The sequence below is a fragment of the Seongchinamella unica genome (genome assembly GCF_004354085.1).
GTDB classification, from domain to species: domain Bacteria; phylum Pseudomonadota; class Gammaproteobacteria; order Pseudomonadales; family Halieaceae; genus Halioglobus; species Halioglobus unicus.
Window position 1 is genome coordinate 62,996 of sequence record NZ_SMSE01000005.1, and the last position, 17,367, is coordinate 80,362.

The 17,367-nt window shown below is 51.3% G+C and carries 16 protein-coding genes; 13 read left to right on the top strand and 3 right to left on the bottom strand.

Translation table 11 applies throughout. From position 1 onward, the window contains the following. Positions 1-86: 86 nt before the first annotated feature. From E2F43_RS18015 to E2F43_RS18040, 6 genes are all read left to right on the top strand, one after another. Positions 87-1,232 (top strand): hypothetical protein, encoded by a 1,146-nt coding sequence (locus E2F43_RS18015; RefSeq protein WP_133215344.1) that lies wholly within the window; start codon positions 87-89, stop codon positions 1,230-1,232. 135 nt (positions 1,233-1,367) lie between these two features. Then, entirely contained in the window at positions 1,368-2,240 is an 873-nt protein-coding gene (locus E2F43_RS18020) for a class I SAM-dependent methyltransferase (protein WP_133215346.1), read from the top strand. Positions 2,241-2,285: 45 nt separating this feature from the next. Next, the gene (locus E2F43_RS18025) at positions 2,286-3,368 is read left to right on the top strand and encodes a LicD family protein (protein WP_165954394.1); all 1,083 of its coding nucleotides are present in this window, start codon (positions 2,286-2,288) and stop codon (positions 3,366-3,368) included. Beyond that, on the top strand, positions 3,365-5,626 hold the full coding sequence (locus E2F43_RS18030) for a bifunctional glycosyltransferase/CDP-glycerol:glycerophosphate glycerophosphotransferase (protein WP_133215350.1): 2,262 nt from the start codon (positions 3,365-3,367) through the stop codon (positions 5,624-5,626). Before E2F43_RS18025 ends, E2F43_RS18030 begins: the two co-directional genes overlap by 4 nt. Further along, positions 5,626-6,930, top strand: a complete 1,305-nt coding sequence (locus E2F43_RS18035) for an ATP-grasp domain-containing protein (protein ID WP_133215352.1) — start codon at positions 5,626-5,628, stop codon at positions 6,928-6,930. Before E2F43_RS18030 ends, E2F43_RS18035 begins: the two co-directional genes overlap by 1 nt. Next, entirely contained in the window at positions 6,927-8,036 is a 1,110-nt protein-coding gene (locus E2F43_RS18040) for a DegT/DnrJ/EryC1/StrS family aminotransferase (RefSeq protein ID WP_133215354.1), read from the top strand. The genes E2F43_RS18035 and E2F43_RS18040 overlap by 4 nt, the downstream gene beginning before the upstream one ends. 114 nt (positions 8,037-8,150) lie before the next feature. On the opposite strand, the gene E2F43_RS18045 is transcribed toward E2F43_RS18040, so the two are convergent. Then, on the bottom strand, positions 8,151-8,567 hold the full coding sequence (locus E2F43_RS18045; protein WP_133215356.1) for an FAD synthase family protein: 417 nt from the start codon (positions 8,565-8,567) through the stop codon (positions 8,151-8,153). A gap of 215 nt (positions 8,568-8,782) precedes the next feature. Between E2F43_RS18045 and E2F43_RS18050 the strand changes: the two genes are divergently transcribed. From E2F43_RS18050 to E2F43_RS18065, 4 genes are read left to right on the top strand one after another with little or no spacing between them, the layout of a single operon-like run. Beyond that, entirely contained in the window at positions 8,783-10,189 is a 1,407-nt protein-coding gene (locus E2F43_RS18050) for an undecaprenyl-phosphate glucose phosphotransferase (RefSeq protein WP_133215358.1), read from the top strand. Positions 10,190-10,214: 25 nt separating this feature from the next. Then, positions 10,215-11,363 carry a UDP-galactopyranose mutase gene (gene glf, locus E2F43_RS18055; RefSeq protein WP_133215360.1) on the top strand — a complete coding sequence of 383 codons (1,149 nt, stop codon included), beginning with the start codon at positions 10,215-10,217 and terminating at the stop codon, positions 11,361-11,363. Position 11,364: 1 nt separating this feature from the next. Further along, positions 11,365-12,348, top strand: a complete 984-nt coding sequence (locus E2F43_RS18060; RefSeq protein ID WP_238947011.1) for a glycosyltransferase — start codon at positions 11,365-11,367, stop codon at positions 12,346-12,348. Positions 12,349-12,403: 55 nt separating this feature from the next. Continuing rightward, positions 12,404-13,603 carry an FkbM family methyltransferase gene (locus E2F43_RS18065; protein WP_133215364.1) on the top strand — a complete coding sequence of 400 codons (1,200 nt, stop codon included), beginning with the start codon at positions 12,404-12,406 and terminating at the stop codon, positions 13,601-13,603. A gap of 72 nt (positions 13,604-13,675) precedes the next feature. Here the strand turns inward: E2F43_RS18065 and E2F43_RS18070 are convergent, their stop codons facing one another. Continuing rightward, the gene (locus E2F43_RS18070) at positions 13,676-14,386 is read right to left on the bottom strand and encodes an ABC transporter ATP-binding protein (protein ID WP_238947012.1); all 711 of its coding nucleotides are present in this window, start codon (positions 14,384-14,386) and stop codon (positions 13,676-13,678) included. After that, positions 14,386-15,165, bottom strand: coding sequence for an ABC transporter permease (locus E2F43_RS18075; protein ID WP_238947013.1), 780 nt, complete (start codon positions 15,163-15,165; stop codon positions 14,386-14,388). The genes E2F43_RS18070 and E2F43_RS18075 overlap by 1 nt, the downstream gene beginning before the upstream one ends. A gap of 119 nt (positions 15,166-15,284) precedes the next feature. On the opposite strand from E2F43_RS18075, the gene rsmA reads away from it, so the two are divergent. From rsmA to E2F43_RS18090, 3 genes are read left to right on the top strand one after another with little or no spacing between them, the layout of a single operon-like run. Then, positions 15,285-16,085: a 16S rRNA (adenine(1518)-N(6)/adenine(1519)-N(6))-dimethyltransferase RsmA gene (rsmA, locus tag E2F43_RS18080; RefSeq protein ID WP_133215366.1), complete on the top strand. Its 801-nt coding sequence runs from the start codon at positions 15,285-15,287 to the stop codon at positions 16,083-16,085. Beyond that, complete coding sequence (apaG, locus tag E2F43_RS18085; protein ID WP_133215368.1) at positions 16,072-16,485, top strand: Co2+/Mg2+ efflux protein ApaG; 414 nt, start codon at positions 16,072-16,074, stop codon at positions 16,483-16,485. Before rsmA ends, apaG begins: the two co-directional genes overlap by 14 nt. Before the next feature lie 4 nt (positions 16,486-16,489). Continuing rightward, positions 16,490-17,320, top strand: coding sequence for a symmetrical bis(5'-nucleosyl)-tetraphosphatase (locus tag E2F43_RS18090; RefSeq protein ID WP_133215370.1), 831 nt, complete (start codon positions 16,490-16,492; stop codon positions 17,318-17,320). Positions 17,321-17,367: the final 47 nt, after the last annotated feature.

Consider the following 17,367-nt stretch of genomic DNA (forward strand, 5'->3'; position numbering starts at 1 on the left):
TACCGAGAACACGCGAAACTCCCTCTGGTTCCCCACCGATTGATAAGCACCAAGCAGAACCACCCATCGGATTGGAATCATAAAATTTGCTTGGCAAGTCAGAAATTGCGTGGGGGCAAAGCGAAGCCATGCTGGAAAGCCAATCCCTGTTCCCCTCAATCTGCAAGCAGATGAAAACCGTCTATATCCACGCCGGCAATCTTAAGACCGGTTCTTCAGCACTTCAGGCATTCTGCTCACGTCATCGAAACTGGCTAGGCTCCCGTGGCATCAACTATCTGGTATCGGCGAGACCAAGGAGAAATCATGACACTCACAGCGCACTGCCACTGAGCCTGCTGAAGGAGCTCGGTTGCTATACACCGCTGTGGTACGACGACAACGTCATTTTCCAGGACATTGCTGCGACGGTTAAAACCGAAATCAACAACAGCGACCTGCCTGGCCAATTGATTTCCAGTGAAGAGTTCTACCGCTTTGGAACTTTCAGCCCCAAAGTGCAGGCTAAGGCAATTGAGCAACTGCAGGCCCTTTTTCATGGTTATGACGTTCGTGTCATTCTCTATATCCGGGGACCGATGGAATTTATGGTTTCCTGGTACAAGGAGGTAAACGAAGAGCCGGTTCCACGCCCCAGATTCTCGAAGTATTTTATGAAAATACCTAAGGCCTACCTGGATCCGACTTCAACCGCCTCCTTCCTCAGGCAATGTTTTGGCGACGACGCGTTACGCGTGCTGCCTTACACAAATAGCTCCACAGATCATATTCAGAAGTTTCTTCAGGAAATTGGCGTTAATGATTCGCCATATAGAGAACAAGAGCGTGCTATCGTCAATCAATCACGCCCTGAATACGAAATCGAGCCCCGAAGGCTAGCGCGCATAGTTGCGCAGCTTCCCGTAGAGGACAGAGAGGAGTTTGCGCAAAGTTCCGCTACAGACAACGGCAGTACATATTCCGAATTCTGCAGGAAGATCGATTCGATAAACCTGGCATTCAGCGAATTTTGCCACGCGGAGTCGCTTGACCTGGACTATCAACCACTTAACGCAGACGAAATGCTGGAGACTGAGGCCAGGCTAAATTCTCACAAATGCAAGCGCCCCGGCTTCATAGCGATAGCTCGAGCGAAGTTTGAAACCCCGTCCACCCGCACAAGGGTGTGGACTATTATCGATATACTGGGCCTAAGCCGATTGTTTCAGCGCATGTTCAACAGGACAAATTAAATGAAGTTAAGCCCAACATATGACGATCTTTTCAAGTGACACATTAGGCACGACAGTCACCAGGCCAAAAGGAAATCAGGCAAATGACGAGAGCAGGGTAGCAGACATGTATTTGCGGATTATCGCCACGAAAAAATGCACTCCACCAATATCCAAAATCAACACCTTGTGAAACTCCAGCAAAGCACCGAATCGGATTTATTAGAAATGATTAAAGCAAAGATCAAAGAATACATTGCTAAAGCAATAAAACCTGAGATAGAAGCCGCAAGGCTACGCTCACAGGAAGAAACCAGGACCATCGTCGCAGAAGAGGTAGCGAAAGCACTGAAAAACGAGCGCATGGCGTTTCACTGGATAGTCAGAAACGAAATCCTGAAGAGCCAGTACAACCTACATTTCGCAGAGCTCAGGGAGGCAAGTGAGTCCTCTTTCGACTATGCGAAAAAGCATTTTCAAAGCTCCAAGGCCTTTGACGACAAGGTTCGGCTGCGTGAATACCTTTTTACTGAACAAAATTTTACGGAAGGCCTTTTTCTGGAATTTGGTGTTTTCAAGGGCGAAAGTATTCGGCAAATCGCAGATCTATTTCCTGAACGAGAGATACACGGATTCGACTCATTCGAAGGACTACCTGGAAACTGGCGCCTTGGGTTCGACAAAGGACACTTCAGCACCGAGTTACCTACAGACTTGCCAGGCAACGTCGCTTTGCACCAGGGATGGTTTTCCAACTCGCTGCCAATTTTTTTGGCGAAGAATGAAGAAGGAATAAGCTTTCTGCACGTTGACTGTGATCTTTACTCTTCAACTGAAACCATATTCAAGTTACTGCCAGACAGGATTGGCTCGGGGACTATTATTCTTTTTGATGAGTACTACAACTATCCCGATTGGGAGAAGGGAGAGTACAAGGCATTTCAGGAGTATATCGCTGAGTCTGGCAAACAGTATGAGTATATTGCTCACAACATAGCACAGTGCCAGGTAGCAGTTAGGATTCTGTAATGAATTCGTATGCTATCAGCAACTCACTACAGTCAGGCTTTGCCCGTGAAAACTGACGCAGTTAAGCGCGCGATTCTTGGGCGAAAATCCGCCTACTTGAGCTTCTTTCTTATCCCATTCTTACAAATTGTCCTGGTATTGCTAAGGGCTCCGAAACTGGTAAGGAAAGACGTGAATTCGCTGCTTGGAAAACGACGGACATTCCAGGCCCTGGAATGTGTGCTCTGGTTCATCAATCACAGTCGCTATAGATTTGGCGAAATGGGGACTCAATTTGACATAGGTGGTGTTCTGGGCAGTCAGGGCAAGGAAGCCACACTGGCCTGGATTGAAGAATTTTGTCATGACGAACATCTCAAATGGACGGCTACTCAGAAGCTAAGCTTAGCCGGGGTTTGCGCCCTGGGCAGCACAGACCCCTGGAAAACAACACTTGAGTGCACCCCTGACTCTCTGGGCATAGTGAAAAACTGCGCCACCAGGGAGCGCAAAATCAGGCAACACAATCATTGTAGCCTTGATGGAAAGGACGCCCTGTTGGCGCTGAAAGACCTGCTGCGACTAACCGACCGCGCCTCAATTCCCTGGTTCATGGTCAGCGGCACCTTTCTGGGTGCGGTTCGGGAAAAGAACTTTATTGGTCACGACTATGATATTGACGTAGGTATCATGGAAAGCGAGTTCAATCTTTCGGAGTTTATTCGATGCATAGATGCAAGCGAAAACTTTCATATTAAGGGTGTAGAGTATTTTCTGAACTGGGCTAAAGATGGCAGCCATGAATCCGAATTGGAACCTGCTAAGCCCGCAGTGGTGAAACTGCTGCATCGATCCTCTGTCACTATCGACCTATTCGTTCACTACCAAGAGCGCGAAAAGTACGTCCACGGTACCGGTAGCCATGTCTGGAGCAATTCCCCGTTTTCAATCGCGCCATACGATTTCCTCGGGATGCAAGTACCTGGGCCACAGAACTTTGACCTTTATTTAACAGAAAACTACGGAGACTGGCGACAGCCGAAGAAGAGCTTCGACTGTGACTTCGACACGCCAAATCTGAACTGGGCATCAAGCCCCTACACAGAACTCTATTTACGAAACCATTTCGATACCTCAGGACCCTCATGAAAGCCGTATCCATTGTTATTCCAGTTTACAACACGGAACTTTTCCTGGAAGAGTGCCTCGATAGCGTTCTGGAACAAGAGACAAAGCTCGATATCGAGGTCATATGCATCAATGATGAGAGCCCTGACAATAGCTTGAAAATCCTTCACCGATATCAGCGCACGTTCCCAAATGTTCTGAAGGTGATTGATCAACCCAATACCGGAGGCGCGACTGCGATTAATCGCGGCATATTAGCCGCACGCGGTGACTTCATTCTCATTCTGGACTCAGACGACTATTTGCTGCCAGATAGCCTGGATTCACTTTATGATCGAGCGATCGTTACGGACGCGAAGATCGTCGTTGGGAAAATGCTCAAACTGACCAACAACGTGTTCTCCTCAGTTGAAGAGACGGATTGGATTAGTGGCTCTGCCGTACTTTCCACCCCGAAACAGAGGTGCCAGATTTTCATCAGCAAAATGTATCACGGAAAATTAATGCGCAGGGATTTTCTGGTTTCAGAAAATATTTTCATGAAGGATGGTCAAATATATGCAGACGGCCCCTTTGTTGCGAAAGCGTACACTTCCACTTCGAGCATCGCCACCTTGAACAAGGACGTCGTGGTTTGGCGAAAGCGTGAAAGCAGCAATAATCTTTCAATCACTGACAGAAAGAAGGAAGCCAGGACCCTTCTCGACCACATGGAATCACTTAGTATGTCCTGGCAAAATACCGCTAGTGCTAACGAATCACTTTACCTTGAGAAGCTTCTGGAGTTTGATTCCCGCCGCCCTGTATGGCACTTATTCCCCTTTTGGTTGGAGCGTGATTTTTCGTTCAAACAGCTGTCCAGATTCTATGAAGCCACGGCGGACTATTACTCAATGGTGCGCCACACACAGGTCAAAAACTTGCCGAGGGCGGAAGGTTTCATCGTTAGAAGTTTGTTCAGGAGGAATAGATATGAATTCTACCTTTTCTGTTATCTCTATTACTGCCGTATCCGCTATAGGCAATTTAGAGCTCGAACCAGAGCCGGCTTGCGGAAATATTCGCCAAAGAAGTTGCTGGGAAAGCTTGCCCCAATTGGGTTAAAGAGAGCCTACCGGAAGATTAAGCCGAACTACGCCGGGCATGATATTTTTCGCTCCTATCTTAGCTCTACAGAAAGAGACGACAATCTGGTTGTATTCGAAAGCTTCTTCGGAAAGTCATACAGCGGCAACCCAAAGTATATTCACCAGGAGCTGGCGCGGCATTACCCGGAATTCCGCAGCGTCTGGGTATACAACAAACAACCCCTGGACATTCTGAACTGTGAAAAACAGGTACGACGCGGGTCTGATGAATACTTTCAGGCACTTGCCAAGTCCAAGTACTGGGTGAATAACATTCAGTTTCCCGTGCATGAGAAAGCTGACGACACAGTTTATATCCAGACCTGGCATGGAACACCGCTCAAGAAACTTGGATGGGACATAGAGGTATCTGGCCCAGAGGCTGGAGCCAGAGAGAAGGCATACCGAGAATCAAGAAATTGGGACTACTTGCTTTCGCAAAATTCGTACTCCACGGAAATCTTCCGAAGGTGCTTCAAGTTCGGTGGAAAGATACTGGAACAGGGATATCCAATCAACGACATATGGAGCTCTCCTGAGCTGGACAGGATAAAGCAGAGAGTCAAGGATTCCCTGGGTATCCCGGCATCCAAGCGAGTAGTGCTGTACGCCCCGACGTGGCGAGACAACAACCCGTTAGGCAACTGGATCTACAAGGCAGACGACGTCTTTGATTACGAGGCATGGTCCCGTAACGCCCCGTCTGACGTGGTGCTACTGCTGAAATTTCATCACCTGGTACTACCGCCGCGCCTGAATGGCTACGAACAAAGAATAATGAGCGTGAGTGATTATGACGATACGCAGGAGTTACTCGCCATCGCAGACTGTCTGATAACGGACTATTCTTCAATTTTCTTCGACTATCTGAACAGCGACAGACCTATCATTTATTATGCTTATGATTTAGCTGAATATCAGGACTCCACAAGAGACATGTATGTCTCTATGGACCAGTTGCCCGGTCCCGTGGTCACCAGCTTTTCTGAACTCCTCGATAGGGTCGATCAACTGGAGGAAGTGGCAACAGGCTTCCAGGACCTGAGGGATGAATTTGCGGCAAAGTTTTGTCCGAATGACGATGGTAGCGCCGCCAATCGCATACTGGGTGAGATCTTCAAGGCATCCAACGCCATAGAGCACGCACATTGATGAAAAAAAATATACTCATTTTTCCAGCCGGATCTGAAATTGGATTGGAGATTCACGCCTCCCTAAAACATAACAAGCATTTTTCGACTTTTGCAGCCTCATCCATACCCAGCCATGCAAACTGTGTGTTTCCGGATAGTGAGCATATACTTCCTCACATTTCCGACTCCGGCTTCATCGATGGACTCAATCAATTGCTCACTGAACTGGAGATCGACTATATCTTCCCGGCTCACGACGAAGTCATCCTTGCTTTGGCAAAAAGCTCTCAACGTCTCGCTGCGGAACTTTTATGCGTGCCCTGGGAGATCTGCCAACTCACGCAGTATAAAGCCAACACTTATACGGCGTTGAGTGAGGAAGCATTCGTACCCCGCTGCTACAGCCAAGCCACTGAAATCGATAACTATCCTGTGTTTCGTAAACCATCGAGGGGACAAAATTCCATAGGAGCGCATATTGTCGATGATGCCACGCACCTCCAATCCATCGACAAACCATTCAAAGATCACGTCATAACCGAATACCTACCAGGGCGTGAGTACACTGTAGACTGCTTCTCGACCCGATCCGGAGAGTTGCTATTTTGCCAACCCAGGGAGCGACTGCGAACAAAATATGGAATCAGCATGCACTCGCTGACCACCAGCGATCACGCCCAGCGTATTTCGGAGATCGCCAGGAAGCTGGTCTCTCGTTTGGGCATTTTCGGTGGCTGGTTTTTTCAGGTCAGGGAGGACAAGCTTGGAGTACCAAAGCTACTGGAGGTCGCCCCCCGAATAGCCGGGACGTCGGTTTCGGCGAGGTTCGGCGGGGTGAACCTCGCAGCGCTGACAATTTACGACGCCATGGGTATTCCCGTTTCTGTGATTAAAAATGACCTAAATGTAGAGATCGAGAGGTCTATCGCCAATCGAGTAGTGGCCAGGGAGGAGTTTGACTCCCTGGTAATTGACCTTGATGACACCCTGATCACGCCCGACAACAGAGTTTGCATCAAGGTTCTGTCGCTCATTTACCAGTACAGGGAAACAAACCGTCCGGTTACACTGGTATCCCGTCACGCTCGAGATATCAGGCAAACATTAGACCAGCACTGTCTATCGTCCTTACTATTTGACAGTATTGTTCATCTCCAGTCCGGGGAACCGAAGAGTGACCACATGCCGGTCAAAGGCCGGACCCTCTTTGTTGACGACGCATTTGCCGAGAGGCTGGAAGTATCGAAATCGAAAGAGAACGTGGTGGTTATCGACGTAGACGCAGTCGACGGTTTTATCGACTATAGAAGAGGGTCAATATGAGTAATCGAATTGTAATTTCGGAGCCCTCGCTGCCCTCTCTTGAAGAACTGAAAAACAGCCTCGATGAAATATGGGAGAACCGCTGGCTCACCAATGATGGTCCATTCCTGCAGCAGTTTGAGAACGCTCTAAGGGGATATCTTGGGGCGAAACATGTGGCAGTACAGACCAATGGTCATAGCTCTCTTGAAATCGGCCTCAGGGCGCTGGATCTCTGCGATGGAGAGGTCATCACTACACCCTACTCATTTGTTTCTACCAGTCACGCCATCAGGAACGTAGGCGCGCAGGTTGTCTTTTCTGACATCGACGCCAGTACCTTCAACCTTGACCCCTTACTTATTGAAGAAAAGATTAACCCAAGGACCCGAGCAATTCTCGCAACCCATGCCTATGGCCTGCCTTGCAACCTGGAGGCGCTGGATGAGATCGCTACCCGACACGGTCTTGCCCTTATCTATGATGGCGCTCACTCCTTTGGCACCACTGTCGAAGGGAATGCGCTGTCACTGTATGGCGATATCTGCATGCTGTCATTTCACGCAACCAAGATCTTTAACAGCATTGAAGGTGGCGCGCTTGTCACCGCAAATGAAGAAACTCTGAATAGAGTTAGGCTGCTACGAAATTTTGGAATCTCGGGCCCAGACGAAATATCTGGCTGGGGCACAAACGCAAAGATGAATGAAATCCTTGCCGCCGTTGGCTTGCTGAATCTAAAGGGAGTTGAAGAGGAGATTTCACGCCGTACCCAGGTGGGACAGCAGTACCGTACCTCTCTACAGGGTAATGATGCGTTGCAATTACTTGATCCTGGCCATGGTATCCGTTGGAACCACGCTTACTTCCCGGTTCTTCTTGATGAGAGCTTCGCTGGCGACGACCTCAAGCGAATCGAGGCCGCGCTGCGAATTGAAGGTGTCGTCTGTCGCCGTTATTTCAGCGTCTCCATAAATACCATCGATGTCTACCGCGATTGCCCGGGGGCTGATGAATGCAGGGTGTCAGAGGATCTGGCCAGGAGGGTTATTTGCCTTCCCATCCACGGCCGTATGTCTACTCAAGACGCTGAAGAGGTATCCAGCAAGTTGCAACGCTTGCTTTGACGCTCGAAAAGAGTGGCCGCCAGAAAGCTCGTAAAGAACAGCAGTTATGATCGTACGATAAGTTAGTAAAAAAAACCGCTATAACACTGCTGATAGCACGCCAGGAGGACGATGTCAGAAGCTATCTATAATGTTCTTTATGATATTTTTGTATTCTGTTGTCGAAAGAGCCGGGGTTCGCTCCAGATAGACAACTTCACAAACGTCAGACAAGTCATCGAATTTACCTTTCCAATCGTCGCCCATAACAAGCAAATCTGCTTTCTGACTTAGAATGTACTCGCGCTTTTTTTCCAGGCTCTCTTCGACAAACACCCGATCCACACCCTTGATCTCGCTCACAATCGCCAAACGGTGTTCCTCGGAAAAAATCGGGTACTTTCCTTTCTTTGAGAAATTCAGGGCGTCTGATGACACGCCAACAACAAGGCTATCGCCCAGTTCCCTGGCCCTCTGAAGGATGCGCAGATGACCAAAGTGAAACAGGTCAAATGTTCCGAATGTCAGTACCGTCTTAACCACAAAATTCATCTCTCAAAACCAAGTAAATTCTCTCAAAGGAGGCCTGAAGAAACCCTAATTTGTAACGCGCCAGGATAGAGTCCCGACACTAGCCTACTGCACCAGTCGCGGATAAAGTAGAATACCGTATGTACCTGTAGTTTCCTACTTGGAAGACGGGCCAGGTGGGGGCGGAGTGTATTGGCAATCCATTATTCGAGAATAAAAAGATAGCAACGTTTTCAATGAATACCATTTCGGCAAAGGGTTATCTCCGGGAGCATTCCAACTTGCTGCTCTGGCTGATGCGTACACTGGATATACTCCTGTCTTTGGGTAGCTGTGCCATTGCCTACCAGATTGTCTTCAGCGACGGTCGCCCACCACCCAGTATCCTCCACTACCAGATCGCTATCATCCTGTCTGTGCTCCTACAGCTTGTCGTATTCCACGCTGTCGACCTCTACCGGGCCTGGCGAGGGGAGGACCAGTTACGTGAATTTACCCAACTTCTCCTGGCATGGAGCATCATCTTCGCAATTTTGGTGTTTCTGTCGGTGATCACCAAGACTTCCGCCAGCTTCTCCAGGGCCTGGATGCTGATGTGGTTCACAGGAGGCTACCTGGCACTGATGTTTGCTCGTCTGCTGCTACGGCGGGTGCTGGCGAAGATGCGCGCCAGGGGATACAACCTAAGGCATGTAGTCCTTCTGGCCGACGGAGAGACAGGACAACGCGTGCTGGAGAACCTGCTGGCGTCCCCGGAAACAGGCTTTAACATTCAGGGCTACTATTCTTCAATGCCACTCTTAAATGACCCGGCAAATGTTCACAAAGGCTCCCTGGCTGAAGGAGTGGAATACGTCAAAACCAACCGGGTCGATCAAATATGGATTGCCATGCCACTAAGGGAGGAGGACTTGATTGAGAAAATCATGGCCGAACTGCGGGACGTTACCGCAGACATCCGCCTGGTGCCCGACTTTTTCGGCTTCCGCCTGATCAATCACTCTATTACCACCATTGCCAATATGGCGGTGGTGAATCTATCTATGACTCCGATGGACGGAGTAAATCGCTGGGTGAAGGCACTGGAAGACAGAATCCTGTCGTGCATCATATTGGTGCTGATCTCTCCCCTACTTCTGTTGATTGCAATCGCCGTCAAACTAAGCAGCCCGGGGCCGGTGCTTTACTCCCAGGAACGGCTAAGCTGGAACGGAAAGCCATTCAAGATGCACAAATTCCGCACCATGCCCGTGGATGTGGAATCCGACAGTGGTCCGGTTTGGGCCACCCAGGGTGAGACTCGCGCCACGCGGGTGGGTTCATTTTTGAGAAAAACCTCCCTGGATGAAATGCCCCAATTCTGGAATGTGCTCAAAGGGGACATGTCCATTGTTGGCCCCAGGCCGGAGCGCCCCGTATTTGTTGAGCAGTTCAAAAGCGAAGTCCCAAGCTATATGCAAAAGCACAAGGTCAAGGCGGGAATCACGGGCTGGGCACAGGTCAATGGCTGGCGAGGCAACACCGACCTGCAAAAACGTATTGAGCATGATCTCTATTATATAGAGAATTGGTCACTGGGCCTGGATTTGAAGATCATTCTGATGACCCTGGCCAGGGGCTTTATCAACAAGAACGCCTACTGAGGCGTGCCACAAGGTCATTAGCTATATGTGTGATTTCCTCGCCGTAGGCGCCGGGTTTAGTGGAGCGGTAATCGCGCGAAGCCTGGCGAATGCAGGCCACACCGTAAGCGTCGTCGACTCACGCCTCCACATTGCTGGAAATTGCCACACCGAGCGCGACCCCCAATCCGGCGTAATGGTGCACCGCTACGGCCCCCATATCTTCCACACCGACAATGAACAGGTCTGGGACTACCTGAACCAGTTCACCACCTTCATGCCCTACACCAACCGGGTAAAGACCACCAGTGGCGGCAAAGTCTATTCACTCCCCATCAATCTATTGACCATCAACCAGTTCTTCGGCAAAGCCATGTCGCCGGCAGAGGCGCAGTCGTTTATCGAGGAACAGGCCGATCTCAGCATCGAGGATCCGCAAACCTTCGAAGAGCAGGCCCTTCGCTTCGTCGGCAAGGACCTCTATGAGGCATTCTTCAAGGGCTATACGCAAAAACAGTGGGGCTGCTCCCCTACCCAGTTACCGGCCAGCATTCTCAAGCGACTGCCAGTGCGCTTTAATTACGACGACAATTACTTTTTCCACAAGTACCAGGGCATGCCTCGGGACGGTTACACGGCTATTGTTGAGAGAATCCTGGACCACCCGAATATTTCTGTCCGCCTGGGCACTCAGTTTTCCCGGGCACAGGTGAAGGACTACGACCACGTGTTCTACAGCGGGCCAATTGATGGCTATTTTGACTACGACCTGGGTCGACTTGGCTATCGAACCCTGGACTTCAGGGAAATTCGCACAGAGGGAGATTTTCAGGGTTGCGCGGTAATGAACTACGGTGATGAGTCAGTACCCTATACCCGTATCGCCGAACATAAACATTTTTCGCCCTGGGAGCAGCACGATAAAACGATCTGTTTTGAGGAACACAGCCGCGCCTGCGAGGAGGGTGAAATTCCCTATTACCCCATACGCCTGACCGAAGAACAGGCTATGCTGCGGGATTATGTCGACAAGGCGCGGCGTGAAGCAGGTGTCTCTTTCGTCGGCCGCCTGGGCACCTACCGTTATCTCGATATGGATGTCACCATAGCCGAGGCCCTCGAGGCATCGGAGCGGTTTTTGACACTGCGGGAACAGAGAGAGACAATCCCCTCGTTTTTTGTTGAGCCAATCTAACGTGCCCCATCCCGGAAACCTTGCCGCTGTTATCGTTACCTTCAATCGCCTCGACAAACTGAAGGAAACGATTGCCAAAACCCTCGACAATGCCTTCTATCGTATTGTGGTGGTCAACAACGCCTCGACTGACGATACAGCCGGTTGGCTGGATTCCCTCTCAGACCCCCGGCTGCTGGTGATTCACAGCGAGACAAACCTGGGCGGGGCAGGCGGATTTAATTTAGGCTTCGCCCACGTTGCGGAGGACCTCCCGGACGCGGACTGGCTGGTGTGTTTTGACGATGACGCCTACCCAGAGTCCAACGTTGTTGACACATTCAATACACTCTCTATCCCAGAGGACGTTGGCTCACTGGCCGGAGCGGTATACTTGCCGGATGGCCAGACAATCAGCGAAATGAACCGGCCCAGCAACAATCCATTCTGGCACTTCGGTGAGTTTCTGGGCACTGCTGGAAAGGGGCGTATGGGCTTTCACGTCAGCGACGACGCCTACAGGAGCGAAACCCCCCTGGATGTAGATACGTCATCCTTTGTCGGCTGTTTCATCCGCTTGGCCAATATTCGAAAAGGGAAGATTGGTCTGCCCCGCAGCGAACTGTTCATTTACGCCGATGACATCATCTACGTGCTGGATTCTCGCAGGGCGGGGTTTCGCCACTGGTTCGTCCCGACCATGCGGTTTCGTCATGACTGCGAAACCCTGATCAATCAGCAAGACGTTTACCACCCGCTCTGGAAGGTATATTACACCTACAGGAATCGCCTGGAGCTATTTCGTATCGCTTCGGGGTGGTTTTTCCCCCTTGTGCTTCTTATAAAAGTACCAAAATTTTTCCTCACCTACCGGCACTATGAGGTGAGCGAGCGGCGGAAGTTTCTGGAAATAACGCGACAAGCAGTAAAAGATGGCTTACGTCGCGATTTCAGCCGAAGACACTCTGAGGTAGTTTCTCTAGCCAACCTCGAAGAAGGCCGCTGAATCTTTACAACCTGAAATCCATCCTAAGGGTCCGTGCTCAAATTCAGAGATAACCATGACCGATTCAACCGACGGCACCAACCCGGCAAAAGGAATCCTTTTGCACGATCTTCTTATCTTCAGCTCTCAGCTGGAGGGCAAGGACCTTGTCCAGCTTGACCAACTGATTAAGCGCTTTGGTGAGTCTTTGCGCGTGATAGAAGACAACATCTACTTGAAACTCAACACCGATGATCGGGCCATATTTATATTGTGGTTCCTCAAAAGGTGGGGGGACATACAACTTGTGCATGACAGCGAACTTCTAGCTTATGACCAAGTCGTAAGCCTGGCAAAGTCAGCTCCATGGGAAGAATTTTCAGTGTGTGGTCGGCCCTATCGAAAGGTCAACTACTCGAGTCAAGGTTACGACTTGGACATCATTCAGTATCCCTGGGTGCTTGGGATTCATGATTTTTATTATAACCAGTATGAACATGGGCCGGTGATCATCGAAAAAGGTGACGTCATAATTGACGCCGGTGCATTCATCGGAGACACCGCAGTATTGTTCAATCATAAAGCCGAGGGGCAGTGCGAGGTGCACTGTTTCGAACTACTGGACGAAAATCTCGAGCTGCTAAGAGCGAATGTCAAACTGAACAAGCTCGATGAGGAAAGAGTTTTTGTCAATCAATTAGCACTGTCGGACCGCTCGGGCGAAATACTAGAGATCAAAAATCATAATATTCAAGGGGCGACCAAAGTAGACTCCAATACTTCGTTATCCCCGGGCAGCAGTAACAGTATTGGAACAATTTCGATTGATGACTACGTTCGCCAACGATCTCTTGATCGAGTCGACATGATCAAAATGGATATCGAAGGAGCGGAGTTGCAAGCCTTGAAGGGAGCTACCGAAACAATAAGAAAGCACAGGCCAAAATTGGCAATTTGCCTTTATCACCTGCCGGCTGACCCAGTGAAACTACCCAAACTCTTAAACGAAATCGACTGTGGTTATCAATTTTTCTTTAAGTGGGCGCATTTAAGAAGTGGTTGGGAGGCAGTCTTATTGGCACACCCCGATGCTCGATCTGGCATAAATGAACGGGATTCAAACACACATCCGGACAGTGAGCTCTCATCCGCGCTACTTAACGTGCTAAGTCAATTTTCTCTAAAGTACTCTCAGGCTGACAATCTATGGAAGAGCAGAAGAAGACCTCTTTACCTTAGAGCAATTGAGCGTTGTAAGAAATATCTAAAAAACTGACGAAGGTGGGTTACAGACCAGAAAGCCGTATCCTCGGCTAACAGCAGCACAGAGCAGTGCTAGAGGTTGGCCCTACTTTCTCATCGAGGCCCGATACTCCGCAATCACCTCTTCCGGGTCACCCTGCGCGCAAATCTTTCCCTGGTCGATCCAGATCGCCCTGTCGCACAAAGACTTCACTTGAGCATCCGAGTGCGAGACAAACACCACGGTCTGGTCTCCCGCCATTCGCTCCTTCATGGCCTTCTCGGCCTTTTTCCTGAACTCGGCATCCCCGACGCTGAGAATTTCATCCACCAGCAGAATGTCGACATGGGTCAGCAGTGCGGTGGTAAAGCCAAGGCGTGACTTCATCCCCGCGGAGTAGGTTTTTACCGGCTCCTCGAAGGAGTCACCCAGCTCAGAAAACGCCTTGATTTGTTCAAGGTAAGCGAGCGCCTCGGATTTAGTTGCCCCCTGCAGCATGGCCGACAACATGGCGTTATCGCGGCCGCTCAGGTCCAGCTTGTGGCCAAGACCAATGGTGAGCAGGGATGCCGTTTTGCCCGGCCGCTTGACTATTTCACCGCCGGTGGGCGCCAGGATTTCCGCCATAATTCGCAGCATGGTGGTTTTGCCCACACCGTTGCGGCCAATAATGCCCAGCGTCTCATTCTCATAAAGCTTGAAAGAGACCTGATCCAGCACATGGTGCACACCATGGTCGAACGTGCCCTTGCTGGTCTGGAAGCTGAGGGACACATCCCTCAGTTCCAGCATGACCTTTCTGTCGGGGGCACTCATCAGGTCAACACCTTCAAAGCGAGGTACTTGCTCTTGTTTCGCATGAATTTAATGGACAAGACGATGATGGCCCCGGAGCCAAGCGCAATGGCCATAAGATGGAGCGTGTCCGGAGCGGTGTCATTCATAAGCACCTGCCGGTGCGCGTCAATCATAAAGGCCAGCGGATTCATGGTGAGCAGGAGTTCGGTTTTCTCAGGACTGCCGATGTCGCGCACATCCCAGAAAATGCCAGAGGTAAACAACAAAAAGGTCATCCCCAGGGGTATTAATTTCTGGAAATCCCTCACGATGCACACCAGGCAGGAACCCACCAAGCCACAGGCCACAATCATCAGATACATTACCAGGAAGATGGGAATCATCCACAGCCAGGCAAAGCCAGGATACTGTCCAAACATGATCAGGATCAGGAATAACAGCAGATACACAGAGGATTGCCGGTAGAGACTCTCCTGTATCGCCGCCATCGGCCACAATGATTTGGGCATATTGATCTTGCCCACCAGGCCCTGGCTCGCGACGATACTGCCCGAAGCCTGAATGACCGTCTTGGAGAACCAGATAAAGGCAAACTTGCCACAGGTAAGAAAGAGGATGAAATCGCCGGACTTCTTGCCGGAGTCGAGAATCAGGTTGAATACGACAAAAAACACAGAAACCCACATCAGGGGCTCCAGGAACCACCACAGTATACCCAGCTTGAACTTGGAGGCATCAGCCTTGAGCAACATGCGGGCCTGCACGTCGATCAGGCTGAAATACTGGCGAGGGGTCATGCGATTATCCGGCTGCCTGGATACAATGGAGTGATCTGGACGGCCCGAAGTTTAACAGATTTTTGACCGCCATTGGCGAGACCGGTAGTAATCACACCCACCACCGGTACAATGCGCCTATGGCAAAAAGACCCGGCACCCACATCCCTCGCAAACGCTTCGGCCAGAACTTCCTGGTCGACCAGGGCGTGATCGACCGCATCGCCAACGCCATTGGGATACAGGAGGGGGAGCACCTGGTAGAAATCGGCCCTGGCCAGGGCGCCCTCACCGAACGGCTGGCCCCGACTGGCTGTCGACTGGACGTGATCGAACTGGACCGGGACCTGGTCGCCGGACTGCTGGCAGCCTTCAGTATTTACCCCGGGTTCAAGTTGCACAGCGCGGATGCCCTCAAGTTCGATTTCTCCTCTCTGGCGGAGGATGGCAGGCCATTGCGGGTAGTCGGCAACCTGCCCTACAACATTTCCACCCCGCTGATCTTCAAGCTGTTGGAAAACGCCGCCATTATCCAGGACATGCACTTTATGCTGCAGTTGGAAGTGGTCGAGCGTCTGGCGGCACAACCGGGCGGCAAGGCATGGGGGCGACTGGGCATCATGGCCCAGTATCACTGCCAGGTAGAGCACCTGTTCGATGTTCCCCCTGCTGCCTTTAACCCGCCCCCCAAGGTACAGTCTGCCATCGTTCGACTGACCCCCTGGCGGGCGTCTCCCTGGTCGCAATGCGAGGAAAGTGAATTGCGCAAGGTGGTGCAGGCCGCATTTGCCCAACGCCGCAAAACCTTGCGCAATAACCTCAAAGGCCTTATAGATGGAGCAGCGCTGGAAGCGCTGGGTATCGACCCGGGGTGCCGCGCAGAAACCCTGCAACTGAGTCAATTCATCGAGATCGCCAACGCCGTCAATGAACAAACCTGAGTTTAACCCTGCCCTGGTGGGCGTCAGCGTGGTGACCACCTATCTGCCCAGTCACTCCAACCCGGAGGACAGGCATTACACCTTCGCCTATACCATTACTGTCAGCAACGCCGGAGACCTCCCGGTGCAATTGCTGTCTCGGCACTGGGTTATCACCGATGCAAACAATGAGGTGCAGGAAGTCCGTGGCGATGGTGTCGTGGGCGAGCAGCCTATTATAGCGCCCGGTGGGTCCTTCCGTTATACCAGCGGGGCCACCCTGCCGACCCCCGTCGGCTATATGGAGGGAAGTTACTTCATGGTGGTGCGAGAGCCAATGGCTGTGGATCCAGAGGCACTGCCCCAATTCGAGGTCCCCATCCCCGCCTTCACCCTGCACACGCCCACGGCCCTGAACTGATCCCATGGCCACCTATGCTGTCGGCGACATCCAGGGCTGCCTTCAGCCCCTGAAGTGCCTGCTCCGACAGGTCGACTTCGATCCGGCCAGAGATGTGCTGTGGTCCACCGGCGATATTGTAAACCGGGGCCCCAAGTGCTTGAAAACGTTGCGCTTTCTCTACAACATGCGCGACAGCCTGGTGCTGGTGCTGGGCAACCACGACCTGCACTTACTGGCCGTGGCGGCAGGGGTCCGACAGCCCAGCAAATCGGACACGCTGGACAAAATCCTGGCCGCGCCAGACCGCGATATTTTGCTTAACTGGTTGCTCCACCAGCCGCTGATACATCACGAGCACGACTACACCCTGGTCCACGCGGGCATTCCGCCCCAGTGGTCGGTAAAAAAGGCCATTAAGCTGGCCGGCGAAGTGGAGGCCGTGCTGCAGAGCGAACAGTGCACGGAGTTTTTCCGCCAGATGTACGGTAATGAACCCGCCGTCTGGTCCAATGGACTGACAGGCATGGACCGACTGCGGGTGATTACCAATTACCTGACCCGGATGCGCTACTGTACCAGCGAGGGTTGGCTGGACCTGGTCAGCAAGGGGCCGGAGCCGCCCTGTAATGGCAAGAAGGTGTCCGCCTGGTTCAGCCACCCCAATCGCAAGACCCGTGACGATAAAATCCTGTTTGGACATTGGGCCTCGCTGGAGGGAAGAACCGATAGTCCAAACGCGATCGGGCTGGATACCGGCTGTGTATGGGGTGGCTCGCTATCCCTGTTCTGCCTGGATACGGGGCAGTGGACTCGCTGCCACTGCAAGAATGGCAAATGCGTGGATAAGCCCTGATCCGGCAATTCAGGCTTGCTGGACAGAGGCGGCTTCTCCAGAATAGA

Bases quoted from the DNA above. Each gene is read 5' to 3' on its own strand.
- E2F43_RS18075 (WP_238947013.1), bottom strand. From the start codon at position 15,165: ATGACCCCTCGCCAGTATTTCAGCCTGATCGACGTGCAGGCCCGCATG.
- E2F43_RS18030 (WP_133215350.1), top strand. From the start codon at position 3,365: ATGAAAGCCGTATCCATTGTTATTCCAGTTTACAACACGGAACTTTTC.
- apaG (WP_133215368.1), top strand. From the start codon at position 16,072: ATGAACAAACCTGAGTTTAACCCTGCCCTGGTGGGCGTCAGCGTGGTG.
- E2F43_RS18035 (WP_133215352.1), top strand. From the start codon at position 5,626: ATGAAAAAAAATATACTCATTTTTCCAGCCGGATCTGAAATTGGATTG.
- E2F43_RS18045 (WP_133215356.1), bottom strand. From the start codon at position 8,567: ATGAATTTTGTGGTTAAGACGGTACTGACATTCGGAACATTTGACCTG.
- E2F43_RS18050 (WP_133215358.1), top strand. From the start codon at position 8,783: ATGAATACCATTTCGGCAAAGGGTTATCTCCGGGAGCATTCCAACTTG.
- E2F43_RS18090 (WP_133215370.1), top strand. From the start codon at position 16,490: ATGGCCACCTATGCTGTCGGCGACATCCAGGGCTGCCTTCAGCCCCTG.
- E2F43_RS18070 (WP_238947012.1), bottom strand. From the start codon at position 14,386: ATGAGTGCCCCCGACAGAAAGGTCATGCTGGAACTGAGGGATGTGTCC.
- E2F43_RS18040 (WP_133215354.1), top strand. From the start codon at position 6,927: ATGAGTAATCGAATTGTAATTTCGGAGCCCTCGCTGCCCTCTCTTGAA.
- E2F43_RS18020 (WP_133215346.1), top strand. From the start codon at position 1,368: ATGCACTCCACCAATATCCAAAATCAACACCTTGTGAAACTCCAGCAA.
- rsmA (WP_133215366.1), top strand. From the start codon at position 15,285: ATGGCAAAAAGACCCGGCACCCACATCCCTCGCAAACGCTTCGGCCAG.
- glf (WP_133215360.1), top strand. From the start codon at position 10,215: ATGTGTGATTTCCTCGCCGTAGGCGCCGGGTTTAGTGGAGCGGTAATC.
- E2F43_RS18065 (WP_133215364.1), top strand. From the start codon at position 12,404: ATGACCGATTCAACCGACGGCACCAACCCGGCAAAAGGAATCCTTTTG.